This is a genomic window from Methylocystis sp. (assembly GCF_051061225.1).
Taxonomy (GTDB): Bacteria; Pseudomonadota; Alphaproteobacteria; order Rhizobiales; family Beijerinckiaceae; genus Methylocystis.
Map to the genome: position 1 here is coordinate 116403 of NZ_JBPFEB010000127.1, position 14374 is coordinate 130776.

General features: G+C 64.9%; 15 protein-coding genes and 1 tRNA gene. 5 read left to right on the forward strand and 11 right to left on the reverse strand.

The window, feature by feature from the left end; translation table 11 throughout:
• Position 1: 1 nt before the first annotated feature.
• On the reverse strand, positions 2-1111 hold the full coding sequence (locus tag ACR652_RS21715) for a COX15/CtaA family protein (RefSeq protein ID WP_434508560.1): 1110 nt from the start codon (positions 1109-1111) through the stop codon (positions 2-4).
• Between the two features lie 151 nt (positions 1112-1262).
• On the opposite strand from ACR652_RS21715, the gene ACR652_RS21720 reads away from it, so the two are divergent.
• Positions 1263-1886: a MerR family transcriptional regulator gene (locus ACR652_RS21720; protein ID WP_434508561.1), complete on the forward strand. Its 624-nt coding sequence runs from the start codon at positions 1263-1265 to the stop codon at positions 1884-1886.
• A 43-nt stretch (positions 1887-1929) separates the two neighbouring features.
• A tRNA-Pro gene (locus ACR652_RS21725) sits at positions 1930-2007 on the forward strand.
• 114 nt (positions 2008-2121) lie between these two features.
• On the opposite strand, the gene ACR652_RS21730 is transcribed toward ACR652_RS21725, so the two are convergent.
• The 5 genes from ACR652_RS21730 to ACR652_RS21750 form a co-directional block, all read right to left on the reverse strand.
• The gene (locus tag ACR652_RS21730; protein ID WP_434508562.1) at positions 2122-5271 is read right to left on the reverse strand and encodes an efflux RND transporter permease subunit; all 3150 of its coding nucleotides are present in this window, start codon (positions 5269-5271) and stop codon (positions 2122-2124) included.
• The gene (locus ACR652_RS21735; protein ID WP_434508563.1) at positions 5268-6662 is read right to left on the reverse strand and encodes an efflux RND transporter periplasmic adaptor subunit; all 1395 of its coding nucleotides are present in this window, start codon (positions 6660-6662) and stop codon (positions 5268-5270) included. Before ACR652_RS21735 ends, ACR652_RS21730 begins: the two co-directional genes overlap by 4 nt.
• Complete coding sequence (locus tag ACR652_RS21740) at positions 6659-7891, reverse strand: TolC family protein (protein WP_434508564.1); 1233 nt, start codon at positions 7889-7891, stop codon at positions 6659-6661. The genes ACR652_RS21735 and ACR652_RS21740 overlap by 4 nt, the downstream gene beginning before the upstream one ends.
• Entirely contained in the window at positions 7888-8289 is a 402-nt protein-coding gene (locus tag ACR652_RS21745) for a FixH family protein (protein WP_434508565.1), read from the reverse strand. Before ACR652_RS21745 ends, ACR652_RS21740 begins: the two co-directional genes overlap by 4 nt.
• Positions 8290-8429: 140 nt before the next feature.
• Entirely contained in the window at positions 8430-8756 is a 327-nt protein-coding gene (locus tag ACR652_RS21750; protein ID WP_434508566.1) for a hypothetical protein, read from the reverse strand.
• Between the two features lie 279 nt (positions 8757-9035).
• Here ACR652_RS21750 and ACR652_RS21755 point away from each other — a divergent pair, with 279 nt between their 5' ends.
• Positions 9036-9365 carry a hypothetical protein gene (locus ACR652_RS21755; protein WP_434508567.1) on the forward strand — a complete coding sequence of 110 codons (330 nt, stop codon included), beginning with the start codon at positions 9036-9038 and terminating at the stop codon, positions 9363-9365.
• 342 nt (positions 9366-9707) lie between these two features.
• Here ACR652_RS21755 and csgH read toward each other — a convergent pair whose 3' ends face one another.
• Together csgH and ACR652_RS21765 are read right to left on the reverse strand one after the other, a co-directional pair.
• Positions 9708-10022, reverse strand: coding sequence for a curli-like amyloid fiber formation chaperone CsgH (csgH, locus tag ACR652_RS21760; protein ID WP_434508568.1), 315 nt, complete (start codon positions 10020-10022; stop codon positions 9708-9710).
• 679 nt (positions 10023-10701) lie between these two features.
• The gene (locus ACR652_RS21765; protein ID WP_434508569.1) at positions 10702-10911 is read right to left on the reverse strand and encodes a cold-shock protein; all 210 of its coding nucleotides are present in this window, start codon (positions 10909-10911) and stop codon (positions 10702-10704) included.
• 254 nt (positions 10912-11165) lie between these two features.
• Here ACR652_RS21765 and ACR652_RS21770 point away from each other — a divergent pair, with 254 nt between their 5' ends.
• The gene (locus tag ACR652_RS21770; RefSeq protein WP_434508570.1) at positions 11166-11297 is read left to right on the forward strand and encodes a hypothetical protein; all 132 of its coding nucleotides are present in this window, start codon (positions 11166-11168) and stop codon (positions 11295-11297) included.
• Positions 11298-11339: 42 nt separating this feature from the next.
• On the opposite strand, the gene ACR652_RS21775 is transcribed toward ACR652_RS21770, so the two are convergent.
• From ACR652_RS21775 to ACR652_RS21785, 3 genes are all read right to left on the reverse strand, one after another.
• Positions 11340-11615, reverse strand: a complete 276-nt coding sequence (locus ACR652_RS21775; protein ID WP_434508571.1) for a hypothetical protein — start codon at positions 11613-11615, stop codon at positions 11340-11342.
• Between the two features lie 228 nt (positions 11616-11843).
• Complete coding sequence (locus ACR652_RS21780) at positions 11844-12140, reverse strand: hypothetical protein (RefSeq protein ID WP_434508572.1); 297 nt, start codon at positions 12138-12140, stop codon at positions 11844-11846.
• 169 nt (positions 12141-12309) lie between these two features.
• The gene (locus ACR652_RS21785) at positions 12310-12798 is read right to left on the reverse strand and encodes a hypothetical protein (RefSeq protein WP_434508573.1); all 489 of its coding nucleotides are present in this window, start codon (positions 12796-12798) and stop codon (positions 12310-12312) included.
• A gap of 196 nt (positions 12799-12994) precedes the next feature.
• Between ACR652_RS21785 and ACR652_RS21790 the strand changes: the two genes are divergently transcribed.
• The gene (locus tag ACR652_RS21790; protein WP_434508574.1) at positions 12995-13990 is read left to right on the forward strand and encodes an MORN repeat-containing protein; all 996 of its coding nucleotides are present in this window, start codon (positions 12995-12997) and stop codon (positions 13988-13990) included.
• Positions 13991-14374 lie beyond the last annotated feature (384 nt).

Genomic DNA, 14374 nt, shown 5'->3' on the forward strand with positions numbered 1-14374 from the left:
TTTATGCGTCGAGATCGCTCACCAGACGGCGCGCCTGCAGCGTCGTGACGGCGAGAACCGCCATGCCGATCGCCTGATGCGACAGCGCCAGAAGAAGATGCGGCGTCCCCGCGAACGGCGGCTCGACGAGCACCAGCGTGGCGACGCCAATCGCGATCTGGCCGACGACATGCCCAAAGACGATGACCGCGCCCGAGCGCGCCCGACCGCCGGCGTTCATGAGCGCGTCGCCGAGATGGAAGGCCGCGACCGCGAAGATCACATAGGCGATCATGCGGTGGAAGAATTGAGCCGTCACCGGCATGTCGAAAATATTCGACCACCACGGCTCCTTCGGCCAGAGCGCCTCGGCGGGCGGAATGAACGCGCCGCTCATGAGCGGCCAGGTGTTCTCCACCAGCCCGGCGCGCAGCCCCGCGACGATACCGCCCATGAAGAGCTGCACGAACACCAGCGCGAGAAGGACAAGCGCCGTCGCCCGCAGCCGTCCCGCCCGGTCGTGCGCGCTCGACTCCCGGCGCGGCCCGAGTCCCCCGGCGACCCACAGGCAGGCCGAGAAGATCAGCGCCGCGATGATGAGATGGATGGCGAGACGCTCCTGCGCGACCTCGGTGCGGTGGACCAGGCCGGACGAGACCATCCACCAGCCGACGCCGCCCTGCAGCGCCCCCAGCGCCAATATGCCGATCAGCTTCGGCTTGACCGACTCCGGCAGGCGTTTCGTCGCCCAGAACCAGACGAGAGGAACGGCGAAGACGACGCCAATGAGCCGGCCGAGCAACCGATGCGCCCACTCCCAGGCGTAGATGAACTTGAATCCGGCGAGATCCATGTCCGGAAACAGTTCCTTGTATTGAGGGATCTTCTTGTAATCCTCGAAGGCTTGCAGCCATTCCTTCTGCGACAGGGGCGGCAGCACGCCCGTCACGGGCTTCCATTCGACAATGGAGAGGCCGGACTCCGTCAGGCGCGTCGCGCCGCCGACGATGACCATGAGAAAGACCAGCGCCGCGACCGCCCAGAGCCAGTTGCGCACGGCCGTCGCAGTCTCCTCGGTCGCATGGCGACGCACCTCCGCCACAGGATGAGGGAAAATCAACCAGTCTTCCATGTCGCGCTCGCCCCGCTTTTGGCCTCGTCGGGACTTAAGGGATGCGGGCAAGGCTTGTCCACACCCCGCATCGCCGCACGGGCGCGAGAAAAGTTTCAGTCCGCGACCCGCCGCGATGTAAAGTCGCCCTCTGATGAGTCGGGGAGCAAAATTGGCGGGCAGAAGCGCGACAGCCAGAGAAGACATCGCCTCGCTGCGCACCATCGGCGAGGTCGCGGAGCATCTCGACCTGCCGCAACATGTGCTGCGCTTCTGGGAGACGCGCTTCCGGGAGATCGACCCCGTGAAGCGCGCGGGCGGGCGCCGCTACTACCGGCCGCGCGACATAGAGCTGGTCGAGGCGATTCGCCATCTGCTCTATCGCGAGGGCTACACGATCAAGGGCGTTCAACGCATTCTCAAGGAACAGGGCGTCGACGCGGTGATCGCCGACGTGCGCCGGCGCCAGAGCGGCGAATCGCCTGTCGCCTCCCCTGCCCCGGACCTTGCCGGGCCGACGCCCGGAGCCGCGGCCTCGCCTGAGCCGCGTCCGATGGAGGCGGCCTTCGATCGGCCGGACCCCGAATTCCCGCCGCGCGCCCCGGCTCCCGAGCCCGTCGTCGACGCCGCGACGCCACAAAGGCCCGCGACGCCGCCGGTCCCGCTGGAGGCGCCCGTTTTCCACCCGCCGGTGGCGGTGGCGCGGCCGGCGCATGCGTCGCAGGCGCAATTGCTGCAAAAGGTTCTGGGGGAAATCGGAGAATGCCGGCGCCTGTTGAAGGTGACTCGTCGTTAGGCCGTTGCCAGAGCGCCGAGGCATCTCTATAAGGGCGCCAAGTCGGAGTGTAGCGCAGCCCGGTTAGCGCACTTGTCTGGGGGACAAGGGGTCGTGGGTTCGAATCCCGCCACTCCGACCATCTAAGCCGCTGAAATATAACGAAAAACACAGTTCAAGAAATTGGACTGAAACGTGAACAATTGCGGCATTTCGACCAATTGCGACTCGCAATGTTCTGGGGCCGTTCGCGGCCTTACAGGTGGAGTTCCATCCGTTCGACGCGGGCGGCCGCGCGCGGCAATCCCGCGCCCTTCGCCAGCGCATAGATCGCCGGAATCACGACCAGGGTCAGAAGCGTGGATGACACCATGCCGCCGATCATCGGCACGGCGATGCGCTGCATGACCTCCGACCCCGCCCCTGTGCTCCACAAGATGGGAACCAGGCCCGCCATGATCGCGACGACGGTCATCATCTTGGGCCGAACGCGCTCGACGGCCCCGAGCATGATCGCCTCGTGCAGGTCGGGCCTCGTGAACGCTTTCCCCTCTCTGGCGCGTTTCTCCGCGACCTCGCGCATGGCCGCGTCGAGATAGATGAGCATGACCACGCCGGTCTCGGCCGCGACGCCCGCGAGTGCGATGAATCCGACGCCGACGGCGACCGACATGTTGAAGTTCATCATCCACATCAGCCAGACGCCGCCGACGAGCGCGAACGGCAGTGACAGCATGACGATCAGCGTCTCGGTGAGCGTTCGGAAGTTGAGATACAGCAGCAGGAAGATGATGGAGAGCGTCACCGGAACCACGATGCGCATCCGGGCTTCGGCGCGTTCGAGATATTCGAACTGGCCGCTCCAGACAGCATAGGCGCCCGGCGGGAAGTCGATCGCCTCGGCGACGGCCCGCCGCGCGTCCTTGACGAACCCGCCAATGTCACGGTCGCGCACATCGACGTAGATATAGACCGCAAGCTGTCCGTTCTCCGTGCGAATGGCGGTCGGCCCTCTGACAAGGTCGACGCTGGCGATTTCGCCGAGCGGCACGGTTCCGCCGCCGGGCAGCGCGATCAGCACGTCGCTCGCAATCGCTCTCGGGCTCGATCTGTAATCGCGCGGGTAGCGGACGTTGACGCCGTAGCGTTCGCGCCCCTCGACGGTCGTCGTGACAACCTCGCCGCCGAGCGCCGTTGCGATGGTCGCCTGAACGTCGTCGATCATCAGGCCATAGCGCGCGAGCGCCGAGCGGTCCGGCGTAATGTCGAGATAATAGCCGCCCATCACCCGCTCGGCGTAAGCCGATGATGCGCCGCGAACCCCCTTCACGACTTTCTCGATCTGTCGGGCCAGCACTTCGAGCTGGCCGAGATCGCGCCCCATGACCTTGACGCCGACAGGCGTGCGGATGCCCGTCGCCAGCATGTCGATGCGGTTCCTGATCGGCATGGTCCAGGCGTTGGAGACGCCCGGGACTTGCAGCGCCTTGTCCATTTCAGCGACAAGGCTCTCGAGCGTGACGCCGGGCCGCCACTCCTCCCTTGGCTTGAGGTCGATGATGGTCTCGAACATTTCGAGCGGCGCGGGGTCCGTCGCGGTCGAGGCCCGACCAGCCTTGCCGTAAGCCGACTTCACCTCGGGGAACGACTTGATGATCCGGTCCTGCATTTGCAGCAGTTGCGCGGCCTTTGTCACGGAGAGGCCCGGAAGCGTCGTCGGCATGTAGAGCAGCGCGCCTTCGTTCAGCGCCGGCATGAACTCGGAGCCGAGCTGACGCGCCGGAAGGATCGTGACGCCGAGGAAGGCGACAGCCAGAACGACGGTCGGAATCTTGGCGCGCATGACAAGGCGGATGACCGGCCGGTAGACGTAGATCAAGGCCCTGTTGATCGGATTGCGCTCTTCGGAGACGATCCGGCCGCGCACGAAAATCACCATGAGCGCCGGAACCAGTGTCACCGACAGAAGCGCCGCCGACGCCATCGCGAAGGTCTTGGTAAAGGCAAGCGGGCTGAAAAGCCGCCCTTCCTGAGACTCGAGCGTGAAGATGGGCAGGAAGGAAACGGTGATGATGAGCAGGCTGAAGAAGAGGGCCGGCCCCACTTCCGTCGCCGCGTCGATCAGAACGTCGATACGCGGCTCGGAGGGCGAGGCCCGTTCGAGCCGCTTGTGAGCGTTCTCGATCATGACGATCGCGGCGTCGACCATGGCGCCAATGGCGATGGCGATTCCGCCCAGACTCATGATGTTCGAGCCGAGTCCCAGCGCCTTCATCGCCGCAAAGGCCATCAACACGCCGACCGGCAGCATGATGATGGCGACCAGCGCGCTGCGGACATGCAGAAGGAAGACCACGCAGACGAGGGCGACAATGACGCTCTCCTCGATCAGCGTCCCGCGAAGCGTCTCGATCGCCGCATGGATCAGTTCCGACCGGTCATAGACCGGGACAATCTCGACTCCCTTCGGGAGGCTCGGCGCGATCTGCGCCAGCGCGGCCTTGATGTTGTCGATGACCGTTAGCGCATTGGCGCCGTAACGTTGCAGCGCAACGCCGCTTGCGACCTCGCCCTCGCCATTGAGTTCGGTGACGCCGCGACGCTCGTCCGGGCCGAGTTCGATCCGCGCCACGTCCTTCAGCAGAAGCGGCGTCCCGCCGCCCGCTCTCAACACGATGCTTTCAAGGTCGGGGACGCCCTTAAGATAGCCCCGCCCCCGCACGATAAATTCGAACTCGGAGAGCTCCACCGTGCGCCCGCCGACGTCGGCGTTATTGGCGCGGATGACCTCCCTGATCCGCGACAGCGGGATATTCAGCGCGCGCAGGCGATTGGGGTCGACGACGACATTGTATTGACGCACGAAGCCGCCCACGCTCGCGACTTCCGACACGCCCTCCGCCTTGGCGAGGCCATAGCGCAGGGTCCAGTCCTGCAACGAGCGCAGCTCCGCGAGGGTCATGTTCCTGGCGATCAGCGCATATTGATAGACCCAGCCGACGCCCGTGGCGTCCGGACCAAGCACCGGAGTCGCGCCCGCCGGCAGGCGCTTCGTCGCCGAGCTCAAATATTCGAGCACGCGCGAGCGCGCCCAATAGACGTCGACGCCGTCTTCGAAAATCACATAGACGAAGGAGACGCCGAAGAAGGAGAAGCCGCGCACGACTTTCGATCGCGGCACGGTAAGCATGGCGCTCGCGAGCGGATAGGTGACCTGGTCCTCGACCACTTGCGGGGCCTGGCCCGGATATTCCGTATAGACGATCGCCTGCACGTCGGAGAGATCGGGAATGGCGTCGAGCGGCAGGCTACGCAGCGAATAGACGCCCGTAGCAACCGCGAAGACCGTCCCGACGAAGACCAGAAGGAGGTTGCGCGCCGACCAGGCGATGAGGCGCCCGATCATCGGCCCTGCCCCTGATCCAGCGCCTGCAAGGCCGCCTTGAGGTTGCTCTCGGCGTCGATGAGGAAGTTCGCGGCCGTCACGACGCGCTCGCCTTCCGCGACTCCGCTCGTGATCTCGGCGAGGCCTTCCCCACGTCGGCCGATCTGGACTTCGCGCGGCTGGAACCGCCCCTCGCCCTTGTCGAGGATCACGACCTGCCGCTTGCCCGCGTCGATGATCGCGCTCTCGGGGACCGCAAGCACCTTCTGCTTGCCGCCGCCCTCGATTTCAACGTCGGCGAACATGTCGCCGAGCAGCAGGCCGTCCGGATTGGGCAGCTCGATGCGCACGCGGGCGGTGCGGGTTTCCATGTTGAGATGCGGATAGACAAGGGCGACCTGGCCCTTGAAGGGCCGATCCGGATAGGAGCGCACGCGAATGATCGCCGGCTCCCCCGGCTTGATCGCAGAGACGTCGCGCTCCGCGACATCCGCCAGCACCCAGACAAGGCTGTGGTCGACGATGCGAAACAGCGTCTCCCCCGGCGCCGCCCGCATGCCGCTCAAGGCGGCGCGTTCGATGACATGCCCGCCTTGCGGCGCGGGCCAATCGATCGCCCGGGGAACGCGGCGGCTGCGCGCGATCGCGGCGATCGTCGCATCGTCCAGTCCGAGATTCACAAGGCGCCGGCGCGCTCCCTCCATTCGCGCGGCTGGGCCGGAAGTGAGCACCGCGACATATTCGGCCGCCGCGCTGGAGAGATCCGGCCCATAGACGCGCATGAGCGTCTGGCCCTTGCGGACGTAATCGCCTTCCGCGACCTTTCCGACGGACTCGATGAAGCCCTCGAAGCGCAAGGCGACGACGGACGTCCGGCGCGGGTCGAAATCCACCCGGCCAGCGGCGCGAATGGGGATGGTGAGCTCCCGCCGTTCCACTGGCTCGGAGCGCACGCCCGTTTTTTGCAGCTTCCCGGGGCTGATCGTGACAGTCGACGCGTCCTGCGCTTCATCCTCGTAGACGGGCGCGTAATCCATGCCCATCGGGTCTTTCTTGGGGACCGGGGACGTATCCGGCAGCCCCATGGGATTGCGGTAATACAGGATGCGACGCCCCGAGGATTGCTGCTGCGCGGGCTCCGCGGCCGCCCAGGGCTTTTCGTCGAAACTGACGTCTTCGCTCGCACGAACCGCGACATAATCCTTGCCGGCGGGGTTTTTCCTTGGCGCGGGCGAGAAAAACGGACCATCCGGGTCGCGGTAATAGATGATGGGGCCAACGCCCTTGGCCGCATGCGTCTCCGGGCGGCTTGCGTCATGCGAAAACCACGGCCCGCGCGCCATGACGTAAGCGGCCCCGCCGAGCGCGAGAAGCAGGACAGTCAGAGCGAAGGCGATGCGGGCGCGTCTCATAGCGCGCCTCCCGCGAGGCGTTCGAGATCGGCATGTTTGCTTTGCTCCTCGACTCTGAGCGCGAGCAGCTCCAGTTCCACCGCGCGCAATCGCCGTTCGGCCTCCAGAAGCGTTGCAAGGTCGGTCGATCCGGCGTCGAATCCCTGCCGGGCGGTTTCCACCGAGAGCCGGGCCGGCGGCAATTGGCGCTGCTCGAAAATCCTGAGCGCCTTGCGGATCGCTTCGAGTCGGAACCAGGCTTCCGCCACCTCGCCATCGAGACGGATGCGCAAGGCGTCGTTGCGCGCCTGCGCGGCGCCGAGGCTGGCGCTCGCCGCGCGCTGCTCGGCGTCCTTCGCCTCATATTGAAGCGGGACCTTGAAGCCGAGCAGAAACATTCCGCTGGTTTCGCCGTTCCGCCGCTGCACCAGATTGGCCCCTGCGGTCACGTCCGGATAGTAATTCAGATCGGTGAGTTCCTTTGTCCCGGTGGCGGAGCGCACCTGCGCATGGGTCGCGGCGAGCTGAGGGTTGCTCGATCGGGCAAGCTCCTGCACGCCTGCAAGGGTCATCCGTCCCTTCAACGCCGGGAAGCCTTTTGGCGCGGCGAGCGGAGCCTGCGCCGCCCGCCCGATCAGGGCGTTCAAACGAGCGGCGGCGGATTTCTCCTCGCCCTCGCGGCGCGCGACCTCGGCAGCGGCGTTCGCGGCCTCCAGCTCCGCCTTGATCACCTCCTGCTGACTGACGGAGCTCGCGCCATAACGCAGCCGCAGAAGTTCGGCGAGTTGATCGACCCGCCGCGCGAGAGACGTCGAAAGCTCGACGGCGCGATGCGCCGCGTTGTATTGCGCGTAAGCCGCCTTGATGCGGGCGATCAGATCGAGTTCGATGGCGTGGCTCTGGTGGCGGGCGACATCCGCTTCCGCCGACGCGACGCCTTTCTCGAGATCGGTCTTGCCCCACAGGCGGAAGGTTTGCTCGGCGCCAACCCAGACCTGCCCGACGCCCTTGCCATTCACGTCCCACGCCTGAAGGGTGACGGTGGGGTCGGGCTGCACGCCGGCCGCCCCCACGCGATGAGCGGCGGCGTCGGCGTCGAGAATCGAGGCCGCAAGCTCCGGGCTCAGGCGTTTGGCGAACGCCACGACGCTTTCGACGCTCGCGCCGGGCATGGCGTCGCGCTCGACGGCGAAGGCAGCCGACGCCATGGAGAGGAGCAACGCGGGGACGGCCATGCGGCGCAATGTCATGGCGTCGCCTTCAGAACCAGGCGGCTTTGCAACGTCTCGGCCTCCCCCTGAATTTTCGCCGCGAGCGAAATGCGCCAGCGCCCCTCGTCGGTAAGGTCCACCTTGAACCGGTAAAGGCCAGGCTCGGGGCTTTTGACCGGTTCAATGGCCCCGGTCATCTGCTCCATGTCATCCGGCGCCATATCGAGTCGCAAGGCGAAAATCACGGCGTCGGGAACCGCTCTGTCGTCCGGCTTGTGAATCAGCCGGACGTCGACGACCGACAGGCCCTTTTTGATCTGCTCTCTGACGAGCTTGAACTCGTAATCCCGGATGTCCGCGACAGCGGCGGTCGGGGTCGGTAGAAGCGCGATCGCGAGCAGAGCCGCTGCGACCCGCCCCGGATTGGAACGGCTCATGGAGATATCCTCTGCTTCCGGGCGGAAGCGCGGTGACGGACGCAGCCTTTGCCGCAAAGCGGGCGCGCGCTTCGCCAGCCTTGTGTCAGCGCTGGCGGACAAGGCTCATTTCCCCGAGATCAAGCTCGGCGGGCGCGGCGTCAGGTGATTGGAGGCCTCAGGTCGGGCGGGCCGGTCGCATCGAGACGCGCATCGTCGTCGCGCGGCTTTGGCGCGCGAGAGATGTGGATGGCCGCTGCTTCCCCGACGACGACGACAGGCGGCGCATGAACAGCCCCGCAGATCAATGAGTCGCAGCGCCTCGGGACCGGGGCATGGCCGCCATGGTCGCTGTGGCGAGCGTCGGTGATGCTCATCCCGGCGCAGGGATGGGCGTCCGGGGCGGCGAACGCGTTCGTCCCCGCCGCCACGACAGCGGCAACGATGACGAAGGCACAGACGAGAGCGCGTAGCCAGCTTCGCTGCATGAAAACCCCGGGACGCAGCGCCAGATTAACACAGCGGCTCTTGCGTGCAAAAGCCTTTGTCTTTGAGAGGGATGCGACAGTCCGTTCAGCCGCGAGGGCTTGCGCTTTTTGAAAAAGTGAGGGCGGGCGGCCGGCTCCTGCTTTCATCCTTCGTCAACCACGCGGTTTGGCGAGGAGTCTGACGCAGCCGTCCTGCTCTGTCCGGGTTTTACGTGACATTTGCGTTACTTCATGTTACTCACGGTCCGATTTTTAGTGCTCTTCAGCGAGGCGCTTCCCATGCAGACTTTCAACCTCCTCTCGCGCACGTGCGTCTGCGCCACCCTGGCGATGTTCGGATTCGTGTCGACCGCGTCGGCAAAACAGGAATGCCGGGACGGGACCATGTTTGACGACGTGGCGGCGAAGCCGGTCATAGACCCGAACACGGGAAAAGTCGTTCGCTGCGGCGCTTCAGTGGAAGGCGACGCCAGCCTGTCCTCAACCGCCCTGCTCCTTGGCGGCGCTGTCGCCGTGGGCGCCGGCGTCGGGATTGCCGCCGCCACGGGCGCCTTCAAAGGCAGCGCCTCACAGCAGTTTGTTCCGCCTGCTCCACTGAGCGGCCAATGAAAAAAGCGGCCCCCTGGGGCCGCTTTTCATCGCCAGCCGATGGCGTTGCTTCGTCAGCGGGCTCATGCACGCGCCGCTGGTTACGAAGGCGACTCGCCCGTCTCGCGACGCCGGGCGAGTCGCCAGCCGTAGCCCCCCCCGGCCCACGGGGGTCACTATTTGTAACAGAAAAGCCGTGTGAGCGAAAGTCGGACAAGCGCAGGACGGCGCCCATCCCCTGGTCGCTTCCTGTTTGGATAGGACTCTTCGCCAGACAGGTCCGGCGAAAGCCGCATCCTTACAACGAAGAAGCTTGCGTCTCTCATCAACCCCGATCGCCACTCGGGAATCTGGTCCCCGGTCCTACTCGTCTGAAATCTCGCGCTCGGCGTTGCACGAGAGCTGATCAACATGAACGGAAAGGCGCGCCACCAATCTCGTGCCGGCCGCCATGGACAAATGCGCGGCGCCAACGAAGACAGGCTCATCCGCCTCCGACTTGAACTGTCCCGCCTGCGTGACCATCGATCGTCCGGAAGGGCTTTGAGACTGTATTTCCAGCCGATAGCTCCCGCTCGCCGCAGACGCGCCGACAATTCGGCCCCGCAGGGAAACATGGTCGCGCTGATGCTCAGCGTCGACGCTGCATTGAATGGCGGGCGGGTCGATCGCGTCCATCGTGGTCTCCCATGAAAACAGGGTCGGCGCCTTCGCAAATCACCTTTGTGCGCAATCGCCCGCGCAACGATTCCTTGCCGCTAAAACGGAAGCTCCATCTGGACGCCGCCGCCATAATTGGAGGTTACGGCGTTCCCATTCGACTGATACACAACGCCCGCCTGATACGGACCGGGCCCCAGCGGCCGCGGATTGATGTTCGCCGTGGGCTTGATCGTTGGGCCCGACGCGCCGGGGCTTGCGCCAGAGCGCGCCGAAGGCGTCGGCAGAGTGTCCGGCTCGCCCTCGCCAAAGCATACGGGATCGTCTTTCCATGTCCCTCGAGGGCATGGCGCCGCCCCAGACGGCTCCGCTTTGGGGCCAGCAGCCGGCGTCGCGCGGCCGGGCTTCGCATGCGCAGCTTTGGAGGGCTGCGCCAGTCCGTCCTGGCCATTCGCGACGGCGACGGCGCAGGCAAGGGCAGCTGCAGCAATTGGAAGTCCGATCAGTCGAAGTCTCATGTCAGACCATGGTTCCGCAAACCTTCGTCACTGGCACGCAACCGCCTCATTGCGTTCGTTTTATGGTCGGGTCGACGACCCCATCGCGGCCCACGCCCCGTGAAGCTGAGGCGATTCGATCGCCAAACGAAAAACGCCCCGATGGGTTCGGGGCGTTCCAGTCGCGCAGATCCGGGGGATCAGGCGGCTTTGAGCTGATCCGCAGAATATTTGCCGCTGCGGCGGTCGACCATGAGCTCATAGCTCACCTTCTGACCTTCCCGCAGGTCATCCATGCCAGCGCGCTGAACGGCGCTGATATGAACGAAAACGTCGGCGCCGCCGTCGTCGGGTTGAATGAAGCCGAAGCCCTTCTGCGGGTTGAACCATTTCACGGTGCCAGTGGCCATGTTTCGTCTCCAAGCATGTTCGGAGGAGAGGCCCGCATACGCGGGGCCGGATCGATCGAGATGTTTGGAAGAAGGCGTCGGCGGCTCCCGCGAAAGGAGCGTATCGAAGTCGTCAGGCCGAAAGATCGTCGATGGGCGAAATGTAGCGCGCGGGTGGCGGGAAGACAATTCGAGAATGGCGCAGAACGCTCCACACGCCCGCAGCGCCGCAGGCGGACGCCCCGCCAGCCCTTCAAAAGCGGGGAGCGTCCCCCATGTCTTGCAGAGTGGCGAATGGTCAGGAGGAGCGCATGCGTTTCATGAACCACCCGACGCTCATGGCGATCGCCGTCTGGGTCGCGACGACGGGCGCCGCGCACGCCGGGAAGATCATCGGCAACGGCTAAGGCTTTTCGTCCGTGACGACGAAGGCTTGCCGCCAGCAGCGACTACACGGGGCCGAAGAGGAAGAACCGCCTCCCCGGCCCTTGAGTCGCGCTCACAGGCAGGGAGGCTTCTTCCTCGAATCTGGAGAGCGTCTCTCTCAAGTCGTCGACATAATCTGAAGCGCCCAGCTCCGAGAATCGGCGGATGTCGTCCAGAATCATCTCCCGGACGCGGTGACAGCCGCGCGCGAGATTGACGCGATAGGCGGCGAGCATCCGGTCCGACCGATTCGGTCCGAGCCGGATGGGCGCTTCCTTCTTGAAGCCGGTGGTTCCCATGTCGCTCCTCCCGGAGACCGCCCGCAAGGCGGGTCTGCGTTCGAGCTTCTGACGGCTCCTTCGTTTCCCCAACGATACCGCCGGCCCTCCGAGCAGACAGGCTGTGGAAACTACGTGACCCTTGTTGCGCCGCACTCTGATGGCGACTCGCAGCGGCGCGGGCGCAAGAGAAAGGGCCGCTCGCCGTCACGGCGCAGCGGCCCCGAAGCTGTCGATGACGAAAGCGCGTCAGTAACGATCCCGATCCCGATCGCGGTCGTGATCGCGGTCCCGATGACGATCGTCCCAGTCGCCGCGGCGATCCCGGTCGTGGTCGCTCCAGTTCTTCCAGCCATAGTGATGGCCATGGCCATGGCTCCAGGCATGGTCACGATCAAAATCGCGGTCGCCATGGCGGCGCCAGCCGTGGTGATCGTTATCGCGATCGTAGTCGCGGTCGCGCATGCTGTTATCACGATCGCGATCACGATACCCGTGGTCGCTCCCCGCCGAGGCGGTGTGCGGCGCGAACAAGGCGGCGGCCATCAGCGCTGTTCCAAGTGTCAAGGCGCGAAGCATCGTCCTTACTCCGTAGCTCGTGGCGGAACACGATCCGCCACGATGGGCTTGCGTTTCCAACTAGGCTCCGGAGCGGCAAGGCGAGCGAAGCAATGAAATTTTCGCGTTCCGAACGATGACTGTCTTTGTCGCGTGGTCAGGGCTGCCGGCGAAACACCGGCCATTTCTCCAGCGCATGCCGAAGGGCTTGCGCGGATTTGTCCCTGACAGGCGTGTAGTACAACGCGGCCCGGGTCAAAAGAACGAGCGGCCCCTCCTCGCTCAGATGCGTTGGAATCTCATCTGGCCCCGGATGCAGCCAATTGGCGCGGTCGAACGCATCACGCACGGCGAGCGCGACCTGGCCCTCCGCGCCGAGCGCATGCGTATAGCGGCGCACGCTCTCAAGCTCCGCGTCGAAGCGCGCGCGCGCGTCTTTGCTCAGCAAGGGATTTTCCTTCACCGACCTGTCCCGCCTGCGCCGCAACAACCGCTCGAAACGCGTGGCCGCGGAGCGAAGCGCGTCCGCTTCCCTGCTTTCGACGGGTTCAATCGCCTCAAGGGCGAACGCCGTCTGCGCGACGCCAAGGAGATCGACCAGCCTCGCAGCCGCCTCCCAGCGTTCTCCGGCGGCGATCCGCGCCAATTCCGTTTCGAGGTTTTGCGCGATGTTTCTGGTCGCGGCCAGAATCGCTCTGTTTCAAGACCTGAGCCATTCGCGGCCCGTCCCCGGTTCGGCGCGTGAACGGCCGGGTCGCCGCCGCGCATTGCCTTGTCAAGTTTGACCCGTTAATTTGAAACGCAATGACGCCAGTGGAAACGCGCGACACATCGAGGGAACCATGCGGACGGATATTTTGGGGAATTTCCAGGAAAAGATTTTGATCGTCTCGTTCCTGGCCTGCGCCTGCGCCGCTCCCTCCCACGCCAAAGAACTCCCCGCCTGCACCTCCGAGAATGTCGGCCAGCATTGCACCGGCGTCGTCACCGCCGAGGACGGGAACAAATATGTCGGTGAAATGAAGGGCGGCAAAGCGAACGGCAAAGGCTCGCTCGTCTTCACCGACGGCAAGACCTATGAAGGCCAGTTTCGTGATGGCTCTCCGAACGGCAAGGGAACAGTCACGCACCCTGACGGCGAAACCTACACCGGCACGTTCAAGGACGGAAAAAAGGATGGGCAGGGCAAGCTGATCTCGGCGGACGGCAAGACCTATGTCGGGCAGTTCAAGAACGATCAGCCCAACGGCAAAGGCACAGTCGTCATGCCTGACGGCAAGAAATTCACCGGGACGTTCGTCGAAGGTGAAATCGAGGTCAAGCAGGCCGGCGCCGAGGCCAAGCCGCCGAAGCCGCAGAAGGGCGAATTGCCGGAATGCGACGTGACGATGGCCACCCCCTGGAAGCACTGCCTCGGCGCTTTGAAGTTCCCCAACGGCGACGTTTATCTCGGCGAGTTCCGCGACGGCAAGGCCACGGGCCGCGGAACCATAACCTTTGCCTCCGGCGGCAAATACGACGGAGAATTCCGAAATGGAGTCCGCCACGGAAAAGGAACCTTCACGATCGCCAACGGCGAGTCGTACAGCGGCGAGTTCGTTGATGGGCGCATCATCGGCAAAGGCGTCTACAACTTCCCGGACGGGAAGAAATATGTCGGCGAGTTCCGTGACGGCAAACCTTACGGCAAGGGCATTCTGTCGCTGCCAAACGGGAGCAGCTACCGCGGCGATTTCAGGGACGGCCAGCCGGAAGGCCAGGGCACTTTGACGCTTCCGAACGGCCAGGTCCAGACAGGCTCCTTCAGCGCGGGCGTTTTCCAACCCGCGGCGCAATGAGGCCCCCGGGCAAAGAAGGATCATGGACGGCGCGGCGCGGCCGCCGGGCTTGTCCTCATCCCGTCAACTGTTGTTTAACCCTGCCAAGCGTCAAGGCTTCACAGGCGGAGCTGTTTGGGTTAACGTTAACCTTAGTCAGACGGGATTCCCAAGGTCGCGACAAAAAAGAAACCCCCAGCATGCGCCGCTGGGGGTTTTTTGCTGGGCGAAGGCGCCCGGCCTCAACATCATGTCACGAGACGTCTCGAACGCCCCCCGCTTACTGCAGCGGGGTGACGATGGAGGCGCTGGCGTTGTTGTTCATCGACATGTTGTCGGAGTTGGACTTGCTGATCGTGCCGCCGGCGCTGTCGACGACCGAGCCGATGGTGAAGGCCTGCTTGT

Bases quoted from the DNA above. Each gene is read 5' to 3' on its own strand.
- ACR652_RS21715 (WP_434508560.1), bottom strand. From the start codon at position 1,111: ATGGAAGACTGGTTGATTTTCCCTCATCCTGTGGCGGAGGTGCGTCGC.
- csgH (WP_434508568.1), bottom strand. From the start codon at position 10,022: ATGGACGCGATCGACCCGCCCGCCATTCAATGCAGCGTCGACGCTGAG.
- ACR652_RS21730 (WP_434508562.1), bottom strand. From the start codon at position 5,271: ATGATCGGGCGCCTCATCGCCTGGTCGGCGCGCAACCTCCTTCTGGTC.
- ACR652_RS21755 (WP_434508567.1), top strand. From the start codon at position 9,036: ATGCAGACTTTCAACCTCCTCTCGCGCACGTGCGTCTGCGCCACCCTG.
- ACR652_RS21750 (WP_434508566.1), bottom strand. From the start codon at position 8,756: ATGCAGCGAAGCTGGCTACGCGCTCTCGTCTGTGCCTTCGTCATCGTT.
- ACR652_RS21770 (WP_434508570.1), top strand. From the start codon at position 11,166: ATGTCTTGCAGAGTGGCGAATGGTCAGGAGGAGCGCATGCGTTTCATG.
- ACR652_RS21745 (WP_434508565.1), bottom strand. From the start codon at position 8,289: ATGAGCCGTTCCAATCCGGGGCGGGTCGCAGCGGCTCTGCTCGCGATC.
- ACR652_RS21765 (WP_434508569.1), bottom strand. From the start codon at position 10,911: ATGGCCACTGGCACCGTGAAATGGTTCAACCCGCAGAAGGGCTTCGGC.
- ACR652_RS21790 (WP_434508574.1), top strand. From the start codon at position 12,995: ATGCGGACGGATATTTTGGGGAATTTCCAGGAAAAGATTTTGATCGTC.
- ACR652_RS21775 (WP_434508571.1), bottom strand. From the start codon at position 11,615: ATGGGAACCACCGGCTTCAAGAAGGAAGCGCCCATCCGGCTCGGACCG.
- ACR652_RS21735 (WP_434508563.1), bottom strand. From the start codon at position 6,662: ATGAGACGCGCCCGCATCGCCTTCGCTCTGACTGTCCTGCTTCTCGCG.
- ACR652_RS21740 (WP_434508564.1), bottom strand. From the start codon at position 7,891: ATGACATTGCGCCGCATGGCCGTCCCCGCGTTGCTCCTCTCCATGGCG.
- ACR652_RS21780 (WP_434508572.1), bottom strand. From the start codon at position 12,140: ATGGCCGCCGCCTTGTTCGCGCCGCACACCGCCTCGGCGGGGAGCGAC.